General features: G+C 69.6%; 18 protein-coding genes. 5 read left to right on the top strand and 13 right to left on the bottom strand.

Features of this window, described 5'->3' with window-relative positions; all coding sequences use genetic code 11:
• Window positions 1-6 precede the first annotated feature (6 nt).
• On the bottom strand, window positions 7-588 hold the full coding sequence (locus tag D892_RS0122475) for a TetR/AcrR family transcriptional regulator (protein WP_024803398.1): 582 nt from the start codon (window positions 586-588) through the stop codon (window positions 7-9).
• Between the two features lie 89 nt (window positions 589-677).
• On the opposite strand from D892_RS0122475, the gene D892_RS0122470 reads away from it, so the two are divergent.
• A complete protein-coding gene (locus D892_RS0122470) occupies window positions 678-1,715 on the top strand; it encodes a beta-ketoacyl-ACP synthase III (RefSeq protein ID WP_024803397.1) in 1,038 nt (345 codons plus the stop codon).
• A 21-nt stretch (window positions 1,716-1,736) separates the two neighbouring features.
• On the opposite strand, the gene D892_RS0122465 is transcribed toward D892_RS0122470, so the two are convergent.
• Together D892_RS0122465 and D892_RS0122460 are read right to left on the bottom strand one after the other, a co-directional pair.
• Window positions 1,737-2,432: a L,D-transpeptidase gene (locus D892_RS0122465; protein ID WP_036567387.1), complete on the bottom strand. Its 696-nt coding sequence runs from the start codon at window positions 2,430-2,432 to the stop codon at window positions 1,737-1,739.
• Window positions 2,429-3,196: a class I SAM-dependent methyltransferase gene (locus D892_RS0122460; RefSeq protein WP_024803395.1), complete on the bottom strand. Its 768-nt coding sequence runs from the start codon at window positions 3,194-3,196 to the stop codon at window positions 2,429-2,431. The genes D892_RS0122465 and D892_RS0122460 overlap by 4 nt, the downstream gene beginning before the upstream one ends.
• Window positions 3,197-3,383: 187 nt before the next feature.
• Here D892_RS0122460 and D892_RS0122455 point away from each other — a divergent pair, with 187 nt between their 5' ends.
• Window positions 3,384-3,629: a hypothetical protein gene (locus tag D892_RS0122455; RefSeq protein ID WP_024803394.1), complete on the top strand. Its 246-nt coding sequence runs from the start codon at window positions 3,384-3,386 to the stop codon at window positions 3,627-3,629.
• A gap of 112 nt (window positions 3,630-3,741) precedes the next feature.
• On the opposite strand, the gene dnaG is transcribed toward D892_RS0122455, so the two are convergent.
• The 6 genes from dnaG to D892_RS0122425 form a co-directional block, all read right to left on the bottom strand.
• Window positions 3,742-5,652: a DNA primase gene (dnaG, locus tag D892_RS0122450; protein WP_024803393.1), complete on the bottom strand. Its 1,911-nt coding sequence runs from the start codon at window positions 5,650-5,652 to the stop codon at window positions 3,742-3,744.
• A gap of 71 nt (window positions 5,653-5,723) precedes the next feature.
• Window positions 5,724-6,983 carry a deoxyguanosinetriphosphate triphosphohydrolase gene (locus D892_RS0122445; RefSeq protein ID WP_024803392.1) on the bottom strand — a complete coding sequence of 420 codons (1,260 nt, stop codon included), beginning with the start codon at window positions 6,981-6,983 and terminating at the stop codon, window positions 5,724-5,726.
• Between the two features lie 37 nt (window positions 6,984-7,020).
• The gene (locus D892_RS0122440) at window positions 7,021-7,713 is read right to left on the bottom strand and encodes a YdcF family protein (protein WP_024803391.1); all 693 of its coding nucleotides are present in this window, start codon (window positions 7,711-7,713) and stop codon (window positions 7,021-7,023) included.
• A gap of 68 nt (window positions 7,714-7,781) precedes the next feature.
• The gene (locus D892_RS0122435; RefSeq protein WP_024803390.1) at window positions 7,782-8,459 is read right to left on the bottom strand and encodes an MBL fold metallo-hydrolase; all 678 of its coding nucleotides are present in this window, start codon (window positions 8,457-8,459) and stop codon (window positions 7,782-7,784) included.
• Between the two features lie 234 nt (window positions 8,460-8,693).
• A complete protein-coding gene (locus D892_RS0122430; protein ID WP_024803389.1) occupies window positions 8,694-9,614 on the bottom strand; it encodes an NADP-dependent oxidoreductase in 921 nt (306 codons plus the stop codon).
• Between the two features lie 91 nt (window positions 9,615-9,705).
• Window positions 9,706-11,097 carry a glycine--tRNA ligase gene (locus D892_RS0122425; RefSeq protein WP_024803388.1) on the bottom strand — a complete coding sequence of 464 codons (1,392 nt, stop codon included), beginning with the start codon at window positions 11,095-11,097 and terminating at the stop codon, window positions 9,706-9,708.
• A gap of 178 nt (window positions 11,098-11,275) precedes the next feature.
• Here D892_RS0122425 and D892_RS0122420 point away from each other — a divergent pair, with 178 nt between their 5' ends.
• Both D892_RS0122420 and D892_RS0122415 read left to right on the top strand, forming a co-directional pair.
• On the top strand, window positions 11,276-11,671 hold the full coding sequence (locus tag D892_RS0122420) for a helix-turn-helix transcriptional regulator (protein WP_024803387.1): 396 nt from the start codon (window positions 11,276-11,278) through the stop codon (window positions 11,669-11,671).
• A gap of 3 nt (window positions 11,672-11,674) precedes the next feature.
• Window positions 11,675-12,118, top strand: a complete 444-nt coding sequence (locus D892_RS0122415) for a Fur family transcriptional regulator (protein ID WP_024803386.1) — start codon at window positions 11,675-11,677, stop codon at window positions 12,116-12,118.
• Window positions 12,119-12,205: 87 nt separating this feature from the next.
• Here the strand turns inward: D892_RS0122415 and D892_RS41915 are convergent, their stop codons facing one another.
• Window positions 12,206-13,165, bottom strand: coding sequence for a hypothetical protein (locus D892_RS41915; RefSeq protein WP_036567383.1), 960 nt, complete (start codon window positions 13,163-13,165; stop codon window positions 12,206-12,208).
• A gap of 103 nt (window positions 13,166-13,268) precedes the next feature.
• Here D892_RS41915 and D892_RS0122405 point away from each other — a divergent pair, with 103 nt between their 5' ends.
• Window positions 13,269-13,886 carry a TetR/AcrR family transcriptional regulator gene (locus tag D892_RS0122405; protein WP_024803385.1) on the top strand — a complete coding sequence of 206 codons (618 nt, stop codon included), beginning with the start codon at window positions 13,269-13,271 and terminating at the stop codon, window positions 13,884-13,886.
• Window positions 13,887-13,900: 14 nt separating this feature from the next.
• Here the strand turns inward: D892_RS0122405 and D892_RS0122400 are convergent, their stop codons facing one another.
• From D892_RS0122400 to D892_RS0122390, 3 genes are all read right to left on the bottom strand, one after another.
• A complete protein-coding gene (locus tag D892_RS0122400; protein ID WP_024803384.1) occupies window positions 13,901-14,305 on the bottom strand; it encodes a hypothetical protein in 405 nt (134 codons plus the stop codon).
• Window positions 14,302-15,102, bottom strand: a complete 801-nt coding sequence (locus D892_RS0122395) for an isoprenyl transferase (protein WP_084161640.1) — start codon at window positions 15,100-15,102, stop codon at window positions 14,302-14,304. Before D892_RS0122395 ends, D892_RS0122400 begins: the two co-directional genes overlap by 4 nt.
• Before the next feature lie 77 nt (window positions 15,103-15,179).
• A complete protein-coding gene (locus D892_RS0122390; RefSeq protein ID WP_024803382.1) occupies window positions 15,180-15,830 on the bottom strand; it encodes a hypothetical protein in 651 nt (216 codons plus the stop codon).
• Window positions 15,831-15,915: the final 85 nt, after the last annotated feature.

Here is a 15,915-nt window from a genome sequence, read left to right as displayed (position 1 = left end):
CCCGGACTACCCGGCATCCAGATAGTGGTGCAGGAGCACGGCCAGCTGGGCGCGGGCATTGTCGAAGGGGTCCGTCGACCCGAGGGCGCGGCTCTGCACGATGGCGCCCTCGATCACCGACAACAGCAAGCTCGCCACGGAATTCGATGACTCCTTGTCGAGGCCGGCCGCGACCAGCCCGTCGGCGAGCCGGGCGGTCCATTCGGTGAACGCCTGACCGGCGGCCGACTGCACCTCGGGATTCAGCGCGTCGAGGGCGGCGGCCATCATGAACGAGCCCTCGCGGTAGTCGCTGGAATCCAGCGGGTCGCGCCAGAAGGCCAGCAGCTCGTCCAGCCACCGCTCCAGCGACGACGCGCCCGCCAGGCCGTCGGCCATCGTGGATACGTGCGAGTACACCACTCGCGAGACGATTCGCGCCGCGGTCTCCACCAATTCGCCCTTCCCCGAAGGGAAATGCTGGTACAGCGAGTTGCGCGAGGCACTGCTGCGCTCGAGCAGCTCACGTAGTCCGGCCGCGTGCACACCGTGTTCCTGCACCGTCGCGATGGTGCCGGCGATCAGTCGGGCGCGTGGTCCGGCCGTCACGGCAAATCCTCCAAACCTTGTGTGAACCGTTCGGTTCATGTTAAACCTTGGGCACGTGTGAACCAATTGGTTCACACAGGAAGGATGCCGTGCCCGCCCATATCGCCACCGCCGCCCCCGTCACGCACACCGCGCTGCTCGGTCTGGGGGTGTATCGCCCGCGCCGGATCGTCCCGAACGCCGAGATAGTGGACCGGATCGACTCGTCGGACGAGTGGATCCGCACCAGATCCGGCATTGCCGCACGGCGCTGGGCCGAACCGGACGAGACCATCGTCGCGATGAGTACCGAGGCCGCCCGCGCCGCACTGGCCGCCGCCGGCCTCACCGCGGACCGGATCGGCGCCGTGGTGCTGGCCACCTCCTCACAGATGGTGCTGGGGCCGTCGGCGGCCGCGGTGGTGGCCAGCGAACTCGGCATGTACGACACCGCCGCCTTCGACGTCTCCGCCGGCTGTGCCGGGTTCTGCTACGCGCTGGCCAACGCGGCCGATCTGGTGCGCTCCGGCCACGCCGGGCACGTGCTGGTGATCGGCGTGGAGCGGCTGTCGGATCTGCTGGATCCCGACGATCGCAGCTGCGCGTTCATCTTCGCCGACGGCGCCGGCGCGGCCGTCGTGGGTCCCTCCGATTCGGAGGGGATCGGCCCGGTCGCCTGGGGCTCGGACGGCAACCAAACCGCGGCGATCAAGCAGGACAAGGACTTTCAGCAGTATTTCGAGGAGGTGGCCACCGCCGAGGCCACCGGCGGAAGTTCGGTGCGCCCGTACATCCGGATGAACGGCCAGGCCGTATTCCGGTGGGCGGTCACCTTTCTGGAGAAGGCCTGCCGCGACGCGCTGGCGCGCGCCGGCGTGGAGGCGGCGGACCTCGATGCCTTCGTGCCGCATCAGGCCAACAGCCGCATCACCGATGCCCTGGCCAAGGCGCTCGGTCTCCCCGAGACGGTCACCATCGCCCGCGATATCGCCGACACCGGCAATACCAGCGCCGCTTCCATCCCGATGGCGATGGAACAGCTGATCCGTTCCGGCGCGGCACGACCCGGCGATACCGCCCTGCTCCTCGGCTTCGGCGCCGGTCTCGCCTACGCCGGTCAGGTCGTCCGCCTCCCGGCCATCGCCTGAGGCTTCTCAGGCGGTGTTGTCTCATCGGGCGGTGTACATGCCGATCACGGGTTGCCGCGATGGTTGCAGCGTGGACAGGAGGGTACGGACGACGTCCGGGGCGACCGCGACGCAGCCCGCCGTGGGCCCGCCCGTGTCGACGTGCAGGAAGAATGCCGAACCCGCCCCTGCCGCAACGGGTTCGCGGTTGTAGTCGATGACCAGAGCCCGGTCGTATTCCGGGACCGTCCGGCCGAGATTCTCACCGCGCGCGGTGTCGAACGGGCAGTCGGCCTCGGCGCAACGGACCTTCCGGTTGTACTGCGGGCTCGCCGGATCCGATACCCACCACCAGGTATCGGACGGATCGACCCACAGATAGGGCAATGTCGCATCCGGGCCGGGGAGCCTGCCGAAGCCCTCGGTGATCGTGAAGGTGCCCTGCGGAGTGTAGTCCGACCCCTCCCTGGCCCGATCCGAGATTCCTTGCGCGCCAAGCCATGCCGGGGATGTCAGGGTGCGCGCCCAGCGCCGGGAGGCGTCGCGCTGCCACAGTTCCAGCGTTCCGTGATCGGCACCCGGCGGGGCGGTCACCCAGACGACCTGAGTGCCCGGAACGGTTTCCGGATCGAACGGCGGCCCGTCACCGGCGATCCGGGGCACCAGAACGACGGCCCCGACGACCCCGGCCACCGCGAGCGCCGCACCCACCGCAGACCACAGGGCGACCCTTCTCATCCGGCCCGCCGATACGGCACGCATTCCAGCAGCAGGAACAGCGGCCGCACGAAGTTCTCGTCCCACCACGGGTTCTCCCGGCGCTGCGCCTCGGTCGGATGTGGTTCACACACTCGGGTTATCGCGAACCCGGCCGCGCCGATCATGCCGGTGTACGCCTCCAGCGAGTGGAACGTCTGCACCGAGGCCGCCGGCGACTCCCGGCCCGCCACGGCGAACCGCTGCTCCACGGTGCGCCCGCCGAAATACGCGTCGAGGGTGAATCCCGTTCCCCCGGAGGCGCGTTCGGCCCGGGTGACGTAGAAGCACGGATGCATGCCGAGCAGCAGCATCCGGCCCGACGGCCGCAGCACCCGCGCGAACTCCCGGAATCGCCGCTCCGGCCCGGCAATACCGTTCGGCAGGCGGTTCGCGACGACGACATCGATGCTGTCGTCGGCCAGCGGCAAGGCCGCGACGTCGGCGTGGTGGTAGGTCGCCGCCGCGGGCCGGTGGTCGGGATGCGTCCGGGCGGCGTCGACGAACTCCGCACAGGTGTCGACGCCGTCCACGTGCGCAGCGCCGCGGCGGACCAGTTCGCGCGCCAGATAGCCCTCCCCGCAGCCGGCGTCGAGGATCCGTAGCCCCCGGCAGTCGCCGAGCAGAGCCAGCAGCGCCGGGTCGGTGAGTTCGGTCTGGAACGGATCGAGCCGATCGCGGACGATCCCGATCCAGAATTCCGCATTCTCCGCATAAGCACTGGTCACCAGCTCGTCACCCAGCACCGCCGCTCCTCGCTTCCGCCGCCCGGACCGCATCGATACCCAGCCGCGGCTATCGTAACCGCCGCGGCGCTGCGACTTGTCGGTCCCTTCTGGCATGGTTTGTGCGGACGCGACGGCCGGATCGACAGCGCAACCGGGCGTCGGGCAGGATGTACGGCGCGGACAGTGACTGGGAGGAGCCCAACGAATGCTGCGGTTGATCATCGGCCTCGCAGCCGGATACGTACTCGGGACGAAGGCCGGGCGAGCCCGCTACGAGCAGATCAGCAAGACCACCCGCGCCATCACCGCCAGCCCGGTCACCCGCAAGCTCGTCTCGGTCGGCCGCCAGAAGCTGTCCGACAAGCTGAGCACCCAGCCGAAGCTGGAGCCGATGGCCCCGCTGGACGAGCGCACCACCGTCCTGATCCCGCACGACCAGCTGCGCCGCTGACCAAAGCCTTCCCGAACGTGCGCTGAGGTAGCGATCTCACACCGCGCGTCGCCGCCTGGGTTACGTCGCCGCCTGGGTTACACAGTCGCCGCGGACTTGTTCGATGGCAGGGTCAGCCGAAGGCGAAGTTGCTGTCGTTGCCCATGGCTTGGGCCAGCAGGCTTTTCCGGTACTGCTCCAGCGCGACCAGATCGCCGAACAGGGCCATGTAGGCGTCCGGCTCCTCGGAGGAGGAGACCCGCTGCAGCTTCGACTTCAGCTCCGCGATCTGGCGCCCGACCCAGGCCTCCTGGGTGCGGGCCAGCACGCCGGAGATGAAGCGCTGGATGCCGTCGACCGATTTCACCGGTAGCGGCTCGGCGGCCAGCTCGGACACCAGGGCGCGCAGCGTCAGATCGTCGGTGTGGTCGGCGACCCGGGCCACCCACTCCGCGCCGCCGAGGCCCGACGCGGTGCCGCCCGCCTCGGCGACGGCGGCCCGCACGGCGATATACGCGGGGTGGGTGAACGCCTCCGGTTCCAGCGAATCGAAGATCGGCCCGGCCATCGCCGGATACTGCAACGCGGCCGCCAGCGCCTGCCGCTGCGGCACCAGCACGGGATCGTTCGCCGCCGGCAGGGCCGGGACCTGCTCGGAGGCCGGTGCGGCGGGCTGGGATTCGCGGGCCGGCGCACCCGAGCCACGCGGGCCGCGCCGCGCCGCATCACCCACGCGGCGCACCACCAGCTGGATGTCGTCCCAGCCGACCCAGCCGGCCAGCTTCGTCGCGTACGCCTTGCGCAGCGCGTTGTCCTTGATCTGCGCCACCACCGGCACCGCCCGCCGCAACGCCTCCACCTGACCCTCCGGGGTGTCCAGGTTGTGGTCGGCCAACAGGCCGCGAATCACGAACTCGTACAACGGAACCCGGCGCGCCACCAGATCGCGGACGGCGCCGTCGCCGGAGCGCTGACGCAGGTCGCACGGGTCCTGGCCGTCGGGGGCGACCGCGATATAGGTCTGCCCGGCCAGCTTCTGATCGCCGGAGAACGCCTTGAGCGCGGCGGCCTGCCCGGCCTCGTCGCCGTCGAAGGTGTAGATGATCTCGCCGCGCCAGAAGTTGTCGTCCATCAGCAGCCGGCGCAGCACCGACAGGTGCTCGTCGCCGAAGGCGGTGCCGCAGGAGGCCACGGCGGTCTTCACGCCCGCCAGGTGCATGGCCATCACGTCGGTGTACCCCTCGACCACGACGGCCTGATGGCTCTTGGCGATCTCGCGCTTGGCCAGGTCCAGGCCGAACAGCACCTGAGACTTCTTGTACAGAATGGTCTCCGGCGTGTTGATGTACTTCGCGGTCATCGGGTCGTCGTCGAACAACCGCCGCGCGCCGAAGCCGATGACATCGCCGCCGAGGTTGCGGATCGGCCACAGCAGCCGCCGGTGGAAGCGGTCGATGGGCCCGTGACGGCCCGGCTTCGACAGCCCGGCCGCCTCCAGCTCCTTGATCTCGAATCCCTTGCGCAGCAGGTGCTTCGTCAGCGAGTCCCAGCCGGCCGGGGCGTAACCGCAACCGAACCGGCGGGCGGCGTCGCGGTCGAAATCGCGGTCGGTGAGGTACTTCCAGGCCGTCGCGGCCTCGCGCTCGTTCAGCTGCCCGATATAGAACTCGTGCGCGGCGGCATTGGCGGCGACCAGGCGCGAGCGGGTGCCGCGGTCGCGCTGCACGGAAGTGCCGCCGCCCTCGTAGTTGATCCGGTAGCCGAGCCGGTCGGCCATCTGCTCGACGGCCTCGACGAATCCGACGTGCTCGATCTTCTGCAGGAACGCGAAGACGTCGCCGCTCTCCCCGCAGCCGAAGCAGTGGAAATGACTGTGGTTGGGACGCACGTGGAACGACGGTGTCTTCTCGTCGTGGAACGGGCACAGCCCCTTCAGCGAATCCGCCCCGGCCCGCTTGAGCGAGACGTACTCCCCGACGACATCCTCGATGCGCACGCGTTCACGAATTGCCGCGATATCGCGATCAGGGAGTCGTCCAGCCACGGTGACCGAGTCTAGCCCCGCCGTCGGCGTGTCTCCGATCCGGAGGCGGCGGTACCCGCCGCGGACCTCGCTCAGCGGACGGTTGCCGCGACCCGCTCCAGGCGGCTCTCCGTGTACGAGGCGATCTGGTCGACGATCACGCGGATGCGGGTGGTGTCGTCGGGGGCCTCGTCCCACCACGGCAGCAGCAGGGGATCCAGGCTGCGCGGAGCGGACGCCAGCAGATGCTCGGCGACCAGGAGCAGGCGTTCGCGCTGGGCGGCTTGGCGCTTGTGGTGTTCCGGATCGGACATCACATAGCGCAGCGCGACCGTCTTGAGCATGGCGACCTCGGCGGCGACGATCCGCGGCACCTCGAGATCGGCGGCGTAGCGGGTCAGCCGGCGCCCGCCCCACGCCTCCCGGGTGGCCTCCACCGCCGCGGTCGCGAACCGGCCGACCAGATCGCTGGTCAGCCGCTTCAGCGCCACGGACGCGCGCAGGGTGCCGTCGTATTCGGCCGCCGCCGCGATCACCGGAAGCTCCGACAGGCGCCCGCCCGCGGCGATCAGCTCGTCCCGGGTCAGCGTGCGATGCTGGACCTGCCCGAGTTCGGCGAGCGCGGCCTGCTCGGCCGGATCGGCCAGGGCGCGCAGATCGATACGGCCCGCGATCACGCCGTCCTCGACGTCGTGCACCGAGTAGGCGACATCGTCGGACCAGTCCATCACCTGCGATTCCAGGCACTGGCGGCGCGCCGGGGCGCCCCGGCGCACCCAGTCCAGGCGCGGCAGGTCGACCTCGTACGCACCGAATTTCGTGCCCGAAGCCGTTCTGCCCCAGGGATATTTGACCGTGGCGTCCAGCGCGGCGCGGGTGAGGTTGAGCCCGAAACTCTCACCGCCGGCGCCGAACACCTTCGGCTCCAGCCGGGTGAGTATGCGCAGGTTCTGCGCGTTGCCCTCGAATCCGCCGTGCGCGTCGGCGAACTGGTCCAGCGCGCGCTCCCCGTTGTGGCCGTAGGGCGGATGGCCGATGTCGTGCGCCAGGCCGGCCAGGTCGACCAGGTCCGGGTCGCAGCCCAGCCCCTCGGCGATGCTGCGGCCGATCTGGGCGACCTCCAGCGAGTGGGTGAGCCGGGTGCGCGGAGTGTCGCCGTCGCGGGGGCCCATCACCTGGGTCTTGTCGGCGAGCCGGCGCAGCGCCGCCGAATGCAGGACGCGGGCGCGGTCGCGGGCGAAGTCGGAGCGCCGCGCGGGGGCCGGCGACCAGTTCAGTCCGGCGGTGGCGGTGGTCTCGGCCACCATCCGCTCGCGATCCGGCTCGGCGTAGGCATCCACCGCACCGCTCATCGGCCCGCTCCCGTGACGATCACTGCTCTACCGGAAATCACTGCCCCGCAGTGTATTTGAAGTCCGCGGAGTAATGGGTCAGGTGATACCAGAGCAGCGCGGCCGTCTCCCGGCCGATGCCGTGCACCTGTGATTCGCGGGTGTACACGGCCGGGCCGGTGCGCGCCGGCGCCGTCCACGCCTCCAGTCTCTGGTCGCGGGTCATCGTCCGGGTGCGCAGCGAATGCCACGGATCGCTGACCAGCACCGCCGACGACAGGTCGCGGGCGTGCATCGCGACGGCCACGGCCTCGATGCTCTGCAGCGTGTCCGAACCGGTCGGCACCGCGAGGATCCGGTCGCCCGGAATGCCCTGCTCTTCCAGGTACCGCTTACCGGCGTCGGCCTCGGTGTAGGTGTCGCCGTCGCGTTTTCCGCCGACGGTGACCACCAGGGGCGCCACCCCGCGGGCGAACAGGTTGTGCGCCTGCTCGAGCCGGGCCGCGAACACCGAGGACGGCGTGCCGTCGTACTGCGCCGCACCCAGGACGACGATCGCGTCGGCGGGCGAGTAGTCGTCGATGCGCGCCACCTGCCACACCCGCAGGCCGGTACCGCCGACGACCACCAGCGCCATCAAGACCGTTCCGGCCACCAACCGGCCCGCCCAGCGCAGCACCCCGGCCCCGCCCTTGGCGGGCGCGGGCGCGGGTGAACGAGCGGGGGCGGGACGAGTCGGGGCCGCAGGCATGTCACGAGTCTGCCAGCGCTCGGTTACGCCGAGGTCGCGATGTGACGGGTACTGCTTCCAGCGGGTTGTCACCAACCGCGCTGTCGCCACTCGGCCAGCTGCGGGCGTTCGGCACCGAGGGTGGTGTCGTCGCCGTGGCCCGGATAGACCGCCGTGTCGTCGCCGTAACGGTCGAACAGCTTGCCGGTGACGTCGCTGTAGAGGGAATCGAAATCCGCCGGCGAGGTGGTGCGGCCGACGCCGCCCGGGAACAGCGAGTCACCGGTGAACAGGTGCGTGCGCCCGGCGCCGTCGGTGAGCGCCAGCGCCACCGAGCCCGGGGTGTGCCCGCGCAGGTGGATCACCTCCAGCGCGAGCTCGCCGACGCGCACCGTCTCGCCCTCCGCCAGCAGCCGATCGGGCCGCACCGGCAGCGGGCCGGCGTCGAGTTCGTGGGCGGCGGTGGCGATTCCGGTCTCGGCGGCGACCTTGTCCAGCGCCTGCCAGTGGTCGGGGTGCTGGTGGGTGGTGACGATCAGCTCCAGCCGCTCGGCCGCCTCCTGCCCGAGCAGCTCGAGGATCCGGCCGGCCTCGTTGGCCGCATCGATGAACAGCGCCGCGCCCGTGGCGGCATCCTGCACCAGATAGCAGTTGTTGTCCATCGGGCCGACGGACATCTTCACGATGCGCGCGCCCGGAACGTCGCGCTGCTGCGGATTCGAGCCCGGCGCCACATGCCCGGTGTACGGGGTATCGATCGCGATCACTCTCCCGATCGTAGTGGTTGGGTGTGACAGCCGACCGACACGTTCGGCAGTGCGCACCGCCTCGGCCACCACCGGATCCGGCTCCAGCCCGGGCAGCGCCGCCATCGCACCCGGAATCAGCACCTTATATCGCACAATCCACCTACGCCGGAACGGAATTCGATTCCGGGAGGCATGCCCGTGCCGTCATCGGTGAGGGCTGGGTGCGCGATTCGCGCGCAGCAGCCCGGCAGCTCAGGGATGCAGGACGATCTTGCCGCGGGTGTGGCCGCGCTCGATCTCGCGGTAGGCCTCGCGCACCTGGGCGAGCGGGTAGGTGGCGGCGATCGGGATGTCCAGGGTGCCCGCGGCCGCCAGCTCGGCCAGTTCGGCGACCACGTCGATGGTGTCGGCGGCGCCGTTGCCCTCGGCCTTGACTCCGTACTGCTGGACGGCGGCGACATCGACGACGGTATCGACGCGCTCGGGGCGCACGCCGAGCGCGAGGGCGAGGTCGACGTATCCGGAGCCGTGGAAGTCGAGGAAGGCGTCGACGCCGCCGGGCGCCGCCGCCCGGATGCGGTCGGCGAGCCCGTCGCCGTGCTCGACCGGGACGACACCCCGCGCGCGCAGCCAGTCCTGGTTGCCCGCGCCGGCGATCCCGATCACCGTCGCGCCGCGGGCCCGAAGCAGTTGCACCGCAATGGATCCCACCCCCCCGGCGGCGGCCGAGACGGCGACCGTGTCGCCCTCCTTCGCCGCCACCGCCCGGACCGCCGCGAACGCCGTCGTGCCCGCCACGAACAGCGACCCCGCGACGTCCCAGGAGAGCCCGGCCGGCTTGGGCGTCACCTGATCCGCCCCGACCACGACCCGCGTCGCATGCGAGGCCCGCTCGTTGGTGAACCCGACGACCTCGTCGCCGGCCGCGAGCCCGCTCACGCCCGCCCCGACGACGGCGATCCGCCCCGCGAAATCGCTGCCCTCCCCGGACGGGAACGCCGCAGGAAAGACCTCGTGCAGCGCACCGCTGCGAATCTTGGCCTCGCCCGGATTGATTCCGGCCGCGACCACGTCGACCGCGACCTGCCCGGACCCGGGCACCGGATCCGGCACCTCGACGACGTTCAGCACATCGACATCGCCGTACCGATCGAACCTGACCGCCTGCGCCATATCCGCACCTTCCTGTCCGAGTCGTCTCGTCTCGTCGAGCCGAACAGCGCACCGGTCGCCGATATGTCCCGCCGGACGACGGCCGCCCGGATCAGGCCCCGATCAACCGCTGCGCCAGATAACCCTCCACCTGGTCCAGCGCAATCCGCTCCTGCCCCATGGAATCCCGCTCGCGCACGGTCACCGCATGATCCTCGAGCGTATCGAAGTCGACCGTGATGCAGAACGGGGTGCCGATCTCGTCCTGGCGGCGGTACCGCTTACCGATCGCCTGAGCGTCGTCGAACTGCACGTTCCAGTTCTTGCGCAACCGCGCGGCCAGATCGCGCGCCTTGGGCGACAGATCGGCGTTGCGCGACAACGGAAGTACGGCCGCCTTCACCGGCGCCAGCCGCCGATCCAGCCGCAGCACCGTGCGCTTCTCCAGGACGCCCTTGGCATTCGGGGCCTCGTCCTCGGTGTAGGCGTCGATCAGGAACGCCATCAGCGAGCGGGTCAGGCCCGCCGCCGGCTCGATCACGTACGGGATGTACCGCTCGCCGGTGGCCTGATCGAAATAGTTCAGCTCCTGGCCCGAATGCTCCGAATGAGTCTTCAGGTCGAAGTCGGTGCGGTTGGCGACGCCCTCCAGCTCGCCCCACTCGCTGCCCTGGAATACGAAGCGGTACTCGATATCGACCGTGCGGGTCGAATAGTGCGACAGCTTCTCCTTCGGATGCTCGTACAGCCGCAGGTTCTCCGGGTTGATGCCCAGGTCGGTGTACCAGGCCAGCCGGGTGTCGATCCAGTACTGGTGCCACTGCTCGTCCTCGCCCGGCGCGACGAAGAACTCCATCTCCATCTGCTCGAACTCGCGGGTGCGGAAGATGAAGTTGCCGGGCGTGATCTCGTTGCGGAAGCTCTTGCCGATCTGGGCGATGCCGAACGGCGGCTTCTTGCGCGCGGTGGTCATCACGTTGGCGAAGTTCACGAAGATGCCCTGCGCGGTCTCCGGCCGCAGATAGTGCAGACCGTCCTCGGACTCGACCGGGCCGAGGTAGGTCTTGAGCATCATGTTGAAGTCGCGCGGCTCGGTCCACTTACCGACCGTGCCGCAGTCCGGGCAGGCGACCGCGGTCATCGGCACCGTGTCCGGGTCGTCGATGCCGTTCTTCTCCGCGTAGGCCTCCTGCAGGTGGTCCTGCCGGTGCCGCTTATGGCAGTTGAGGCATTCGACCAGCGGATCGTTGAACACCGAGACGTGGCCGGAGGCGACCCACACCGGACGGGGCAGGATGATCGACGAGTCCAGGCCGACCACATCGTCGCGGCCGATCACCATCGAGCGCCACCACTGCCGCTTGATGTTCTCCTTCAGCTCCACACCCAGGGGCCCGTAGTCCCATGCCGACCTGGTGCCTCCGTAGATCTCGCCGCTGGGGAAGACGAGACCCCGGCGCTTGGCGAGGTTGGCGACGGTGTCGACCTTCGACTTGGGTGCCACGGCTGAAGCTCTCCCTCTGGGAATGATTGATGGGGTGATTCGGTCCAGCGTATCGGCCGCACCCCTAACCGGTCGAAGCAGTATCCGCACATCACGAGCGCCGGATCGCGTGTCGAAATTGACATGCGCACCTGTGCATACCAATAATGGCATCGGTTTCCAATAAGGAGTTGGTTCGATGACCGCCGACAGTGGTGTCCCCGGACGGCGAAGCCGCGTCGCCGTGGAGGCACCCACCCCCATTCCGCACGACCCGTATCCGTATCGGGCCCCGTCCGCTCCGGCGGTGCCGCCCCGCGGCATCCTGGACAACGCGGGCGAGTTGCTACGCGCGCTGGCGGCGCCGGTGCGCATCGCGATCGTGCTGCAGCTGCGCGAGTCACCGCGCTGCGTCCACGAGCTGGTCGATACGCTGGGCGTGACGCAGCCTCTGGTGAGCCAGCATCTGCGTATCTTGAAGTCGGCGGGCGTGGTGCGCGGGGAGCGCACCGGGCGCGAGGTGATCTACGAACTCGTCGATGACCACCTGGCGCGCATCGTCGTCGATGCCGTAGCACATGCCGAGGAAGGGTGATTCGTGCCGGACAACACGGGCACAACCGAGAAGACTGTCGGTATCCGCAGTACCCGGCAGCGCAGCGCGATCGCCGCGCTGCTCGGTGATATCGAAGAGTTCCGCTCCGCCCAGGAGTTGCACGACGAACTACGCCGCCGTGGCGAAGGAATCGGCCTGACCACCGTCTACCGGACGCTGCAGTCGCTGGCCGAGGCGGGCAAGGTGGACGTGCTGCGCACCGACACCGGTGAATCGGTCTACCGCCAGTGCTCCAACGGCCATCACCACCACCTGGTGTGCCGCCACTGCGGCCGCACGGTGGAGGTCGAGGGCCCGACCGTGGAGGCCTGGGCCGAATCCGTCGCCAACCAGCACGGCTTCACCGAGATCAGCCACACGATGGAGATATTCGGTACCTGCCGCCGGTGCGCCGCCGTCCGCGACGGCCGCCCGGCCCACGCCTGACCCGGGCGGGGGCGACACGCACGTACGGCACCATGCCGACGCGCGGTCGCGCCCCGTCCGTACTCGGGCAGGGCGCGACCGTACGGGTTACGCGGCGACGGGCTCGGCGGCCGGGGCCTGCCGGCGGGGCCGTAGGGCGCCGAGACCGAGCAGCAGCAGGGCGAAGGCCGACCAGCACAGCAGCGTGATCAGCGGTGCCGCGGCGCCGTTCCCGTCGAAGAAGGCCACCGATCGGAACAGGGTGGCGGCCGCGCCGGGGGGCAGCAGCTGACCGATCGCGCCCCATGGTTTCGGCAGCAGCTCCGGCGCGGAGGTGGCGGCCGAGAACGGGTTGCCGATCAGCAGCATGACCAGCGCCCCGATACCGATGCCGGGCGGGCCGATCAGGGTGGCCAGTCCGGCGACGGCCCCCGCCACCGCGAACGACACCAGGCCCGCGATCGATGCCAGCGTGAGGAACGAACCGGGCAGCAACTGCAACCACCCCTGCACCACCGCCATGCTCAGCAGCCCGGCCGCGATACCGAAGCTGACCAGCCCCACCAGGCGCCCGCCGACCGTGGTCACCAGCAGGCTCAACAAGACACCGCCCGCGAGCCCGGCCATGACGAGCGGCAGCACCATCGTGCCGAAGCCGGTGCCGCGAGGATCGTCCGGATCGGCCGGCACCACGTCCTGCACGGGCGCGGCCGGGGCGCCGGACAACTGTTGCGCTATCGCCGTCAGTTGTTGCGCCACAACGGGACTCGCGGCCGAGGCGACCAGCACCCGGGGCTGCCCGGAGTCGGTCACGATCGCGCCGTAGGCATCCCGGTGCTCGATCGCGGTGCGGGCGGCCGCCTCATCGGCCACGGTGGTGACCTCGAAGGCCTCCCGATCGTGCTCGGCCAGCTTGCCCGCGACCGTGCCCGCCGCGGGACCGGAGACCGCGACCGGTAGATCGCGCGGCCCGATATTGGTGGCCGGCCAGGCGAAGGCGATGAGCATCACGGCCTGCACCAGGGCTGCCAGGAGACCCACCGCGACAGCGCGGGACATGGCATTCATGACGTACTCCCAAAGAAATCGGAGGGTCGTTCTTTTTGTGCCCCCACGGTCGCATCGGGGGCCTTTCCTTGTCAAGAACGGACATTCGTTTTACTTTGGATCCATGCCCCGAGTCAGCGAGGAACACCTCGAACGCCGCCGTCAGCAGATTCTCGACGCAGCGGAGGTGTGCTTCGCGCACAAGGGCTTCCACGCCACGTCGATGCAGGACGTCTTCGCCGAGTCCGGGCTGTCGGCGGGGGCCGTGTACCGCTATTTCAAGAGCAAGGACGAGCTCGTCATGGCTCTGGCGACCGATGCCATGCACCTGCTGGGCGGAGTGCTCGACGAGGCCATCCATCGCGACCCGCTGCCGACCCCGGCCGAGCTGGTCGCCACCCTGACCACCGAGATCGCCCGGCTCAGCGAGCGCACCGGGCGCGTCCGCCTGGCCCCCCAGGCCTGGGCTCTCGGCGTCACCAACGACAACGTCAAGCCCTTCGTCAGCACGGCGATCGGCACGATCCGCGCGCGCTGGGCCGAATATGCCGAACGGATGCGCGCGGCGGGCTGGCTACCGCCCGACGCGGATACCGAGGCCGTCGCCAAGGCCCTGATCGGGATCCTGCCCGGCTTCATGTTGCAACACCTGCTGCTCGGCGACACCACTCCCGACGATCTGGCGCGGGGCCTGAATGTGATCTTGCCGGACTACCGGCGCATCGCGGAGTCGCACGAATAAGGGCAGCGGCGCGCTCAGGGCACCAGGCCCTTGCGCGCCTCCCCGGCCCCGGACAGCACGAGCAGCAGCATCGTCGACAGCGCCTGATCGTCCAGACCGGCGGCCGGGAAGGTGTAGCGCAGAATCACGTCGGCGAGCTTCTCCCGGACCTTGACCGCCAGCGACCCGAACTGCAACGCGCCGTTGCGATCGGCGACCCGCTTGTGCAGCTGGGGTTTCAGCGGGCGGTCCCAGGCCAGCAGGCAGGTCAGGGTGAGTACGTCCAGGCCGGGTGCCAGGTTCACGCCGCGCAGCGAGCACAGCGCCCCGTCGTATTCGAAGCCGAGCCCGCCGTCCTCGACCCGGACATCGATGTCGTAGCCGGCCAGGCACGCGGCCGCGCGCACCTGTAGATCCTGCGCCGCGGAGGTCTCGCTCACTTCACGCCACCGAACCGGCGGTCGCGCTTGGCGTACTCGACGCATGCCTCCCACAGGTTGCGGCGATCGAAGTCCGGGAACAGCGTGTTCTGGTAGACGAATTCGGCGTAGGCCGACTGCCAGATCAGGAAGTTGGAGCTGCGCAACTCGCCGGACGGCCGCAGGAACAGGTCCACGTCGGGCATGTCCGGCTCGTCGAGGTACCGGGCGAAGGTGTCCTGGTCGATCGACTCCGGATCCAGTTCGCCCGCCGCCACCCGGCGCCCGATTTCCCGTGCGGCGTCGGCGATTTCGGCGCGACCGCCGTAATTGACGCACATGGTGAGGTTCATCACCGTATTGTCCCTGGTGAGTTCCTCGGCGATCTCCAGTTCCTTGATCACGCTGCGCCACAACCGCGGTCGCCGGCCCGCCCAGCGCACCCGCACACCCATCTCGTGCATCTCGTCGCGGCGGCGGCGGATCACGTCGCGGTTGAAGCCCATCAGGAAGCGCACCTCATCGGGGCTGCGGCGCCAGTTCTCGGTCGAAAAGGCATAGGCCGACAGCCATTTCACGCCGATCTCGATACAGCCCTCGACGGTGTCCATCAGCACCGCCTCGCCCTTCTCGTGCCCGGCGGTGCGCGGCAGGCCGCGGTCCTGCGCCCAGCGCCCGTTGCCGTCCATCACAAGCGCCACGTGCCGGGGGACGAACTCCCTCGGCAGGGCAGGCGGGGTCGCGCCCGACGGGTGCGGAGACGGCGGGCGAATCGTGCGGGCGGGCCGAGCGGCGGACTGGGTGCGATTACCGATCACGCCTCCATCCTGCAACATGCACCCGCCCCGTTGTCCACGACCACGGCCTCGGCATCGTTTCCCGTGCTCGGACGAGGTCATGCCCGGAGCAGGGCGATGCTGTACACGACGATCCAGGCGGCCCAGCCGAGCCATCCGACCAGACCGGCCAGTGCGATCCGATTGGTGCCCTCGACGTTGTGGGGACTCGCCGACGAGGAGACGAAAAGCAGTGCGGCACTGACATATCCGAGCCAGGCGTGCCATCCCGGGATGAACCCGGCGCCCGCCCCGGCGGCCGAGAATCCCAGCAGCGCCACCGCCAGGAACAGCTGGTTGAATCCGAACAACACGTTACTCAGCCCCCACAGGGCGACCGTGGAGCCGCGATCGTGCCGCGCGGCCGCGGCCATGGCGAACCGCAGCGCCTCGACACACGCGAATGTCACGTTCTGCATGAGCACCCCCGCGAAGCCCACCAGCGCCCACGCCTCGGTCCCCGCGCCGCCGTGCCACAGCCGGCCCAGCAGCCCGGCGGCGAAGACCGTGGTGCACAGCCACAGGGTCGGCGCGATCACCGACGGCCGCTTCAGCGCATTTCCCACCGCGGCAAAGGAGTCCACGACCGCGTCGAGATTCTGTCCCGACATCGGCATCGGCAACCGCCCCCGGATGTACAACCCGTTGATCACCACCGCGGACAGCACGAATCCGAGACCACCCAGACCGGCCAGATCGAGGAAACTCATGGCGATATCCCTTCCGCGAGGTGCGCGGATATTAGGTTTACGTGGACTATATTGAATATAGGTATGGGAATATAGAAGGGCAAGG

The sequence above is a fragment of the Nocardia sp. BMG51109 genome, from assembly GCF_000526215.1.
GTDB lineage: Bacteria > Actinomycetota > Actinomycetes > Mycobacteriales > Mycobacteriaceae > Nocardia.
The sequence above is the reverse complement of the archived record's forward strand: the minus strand, read 5'-3'. Positions and strand labels throughout refer to the sequence as shown.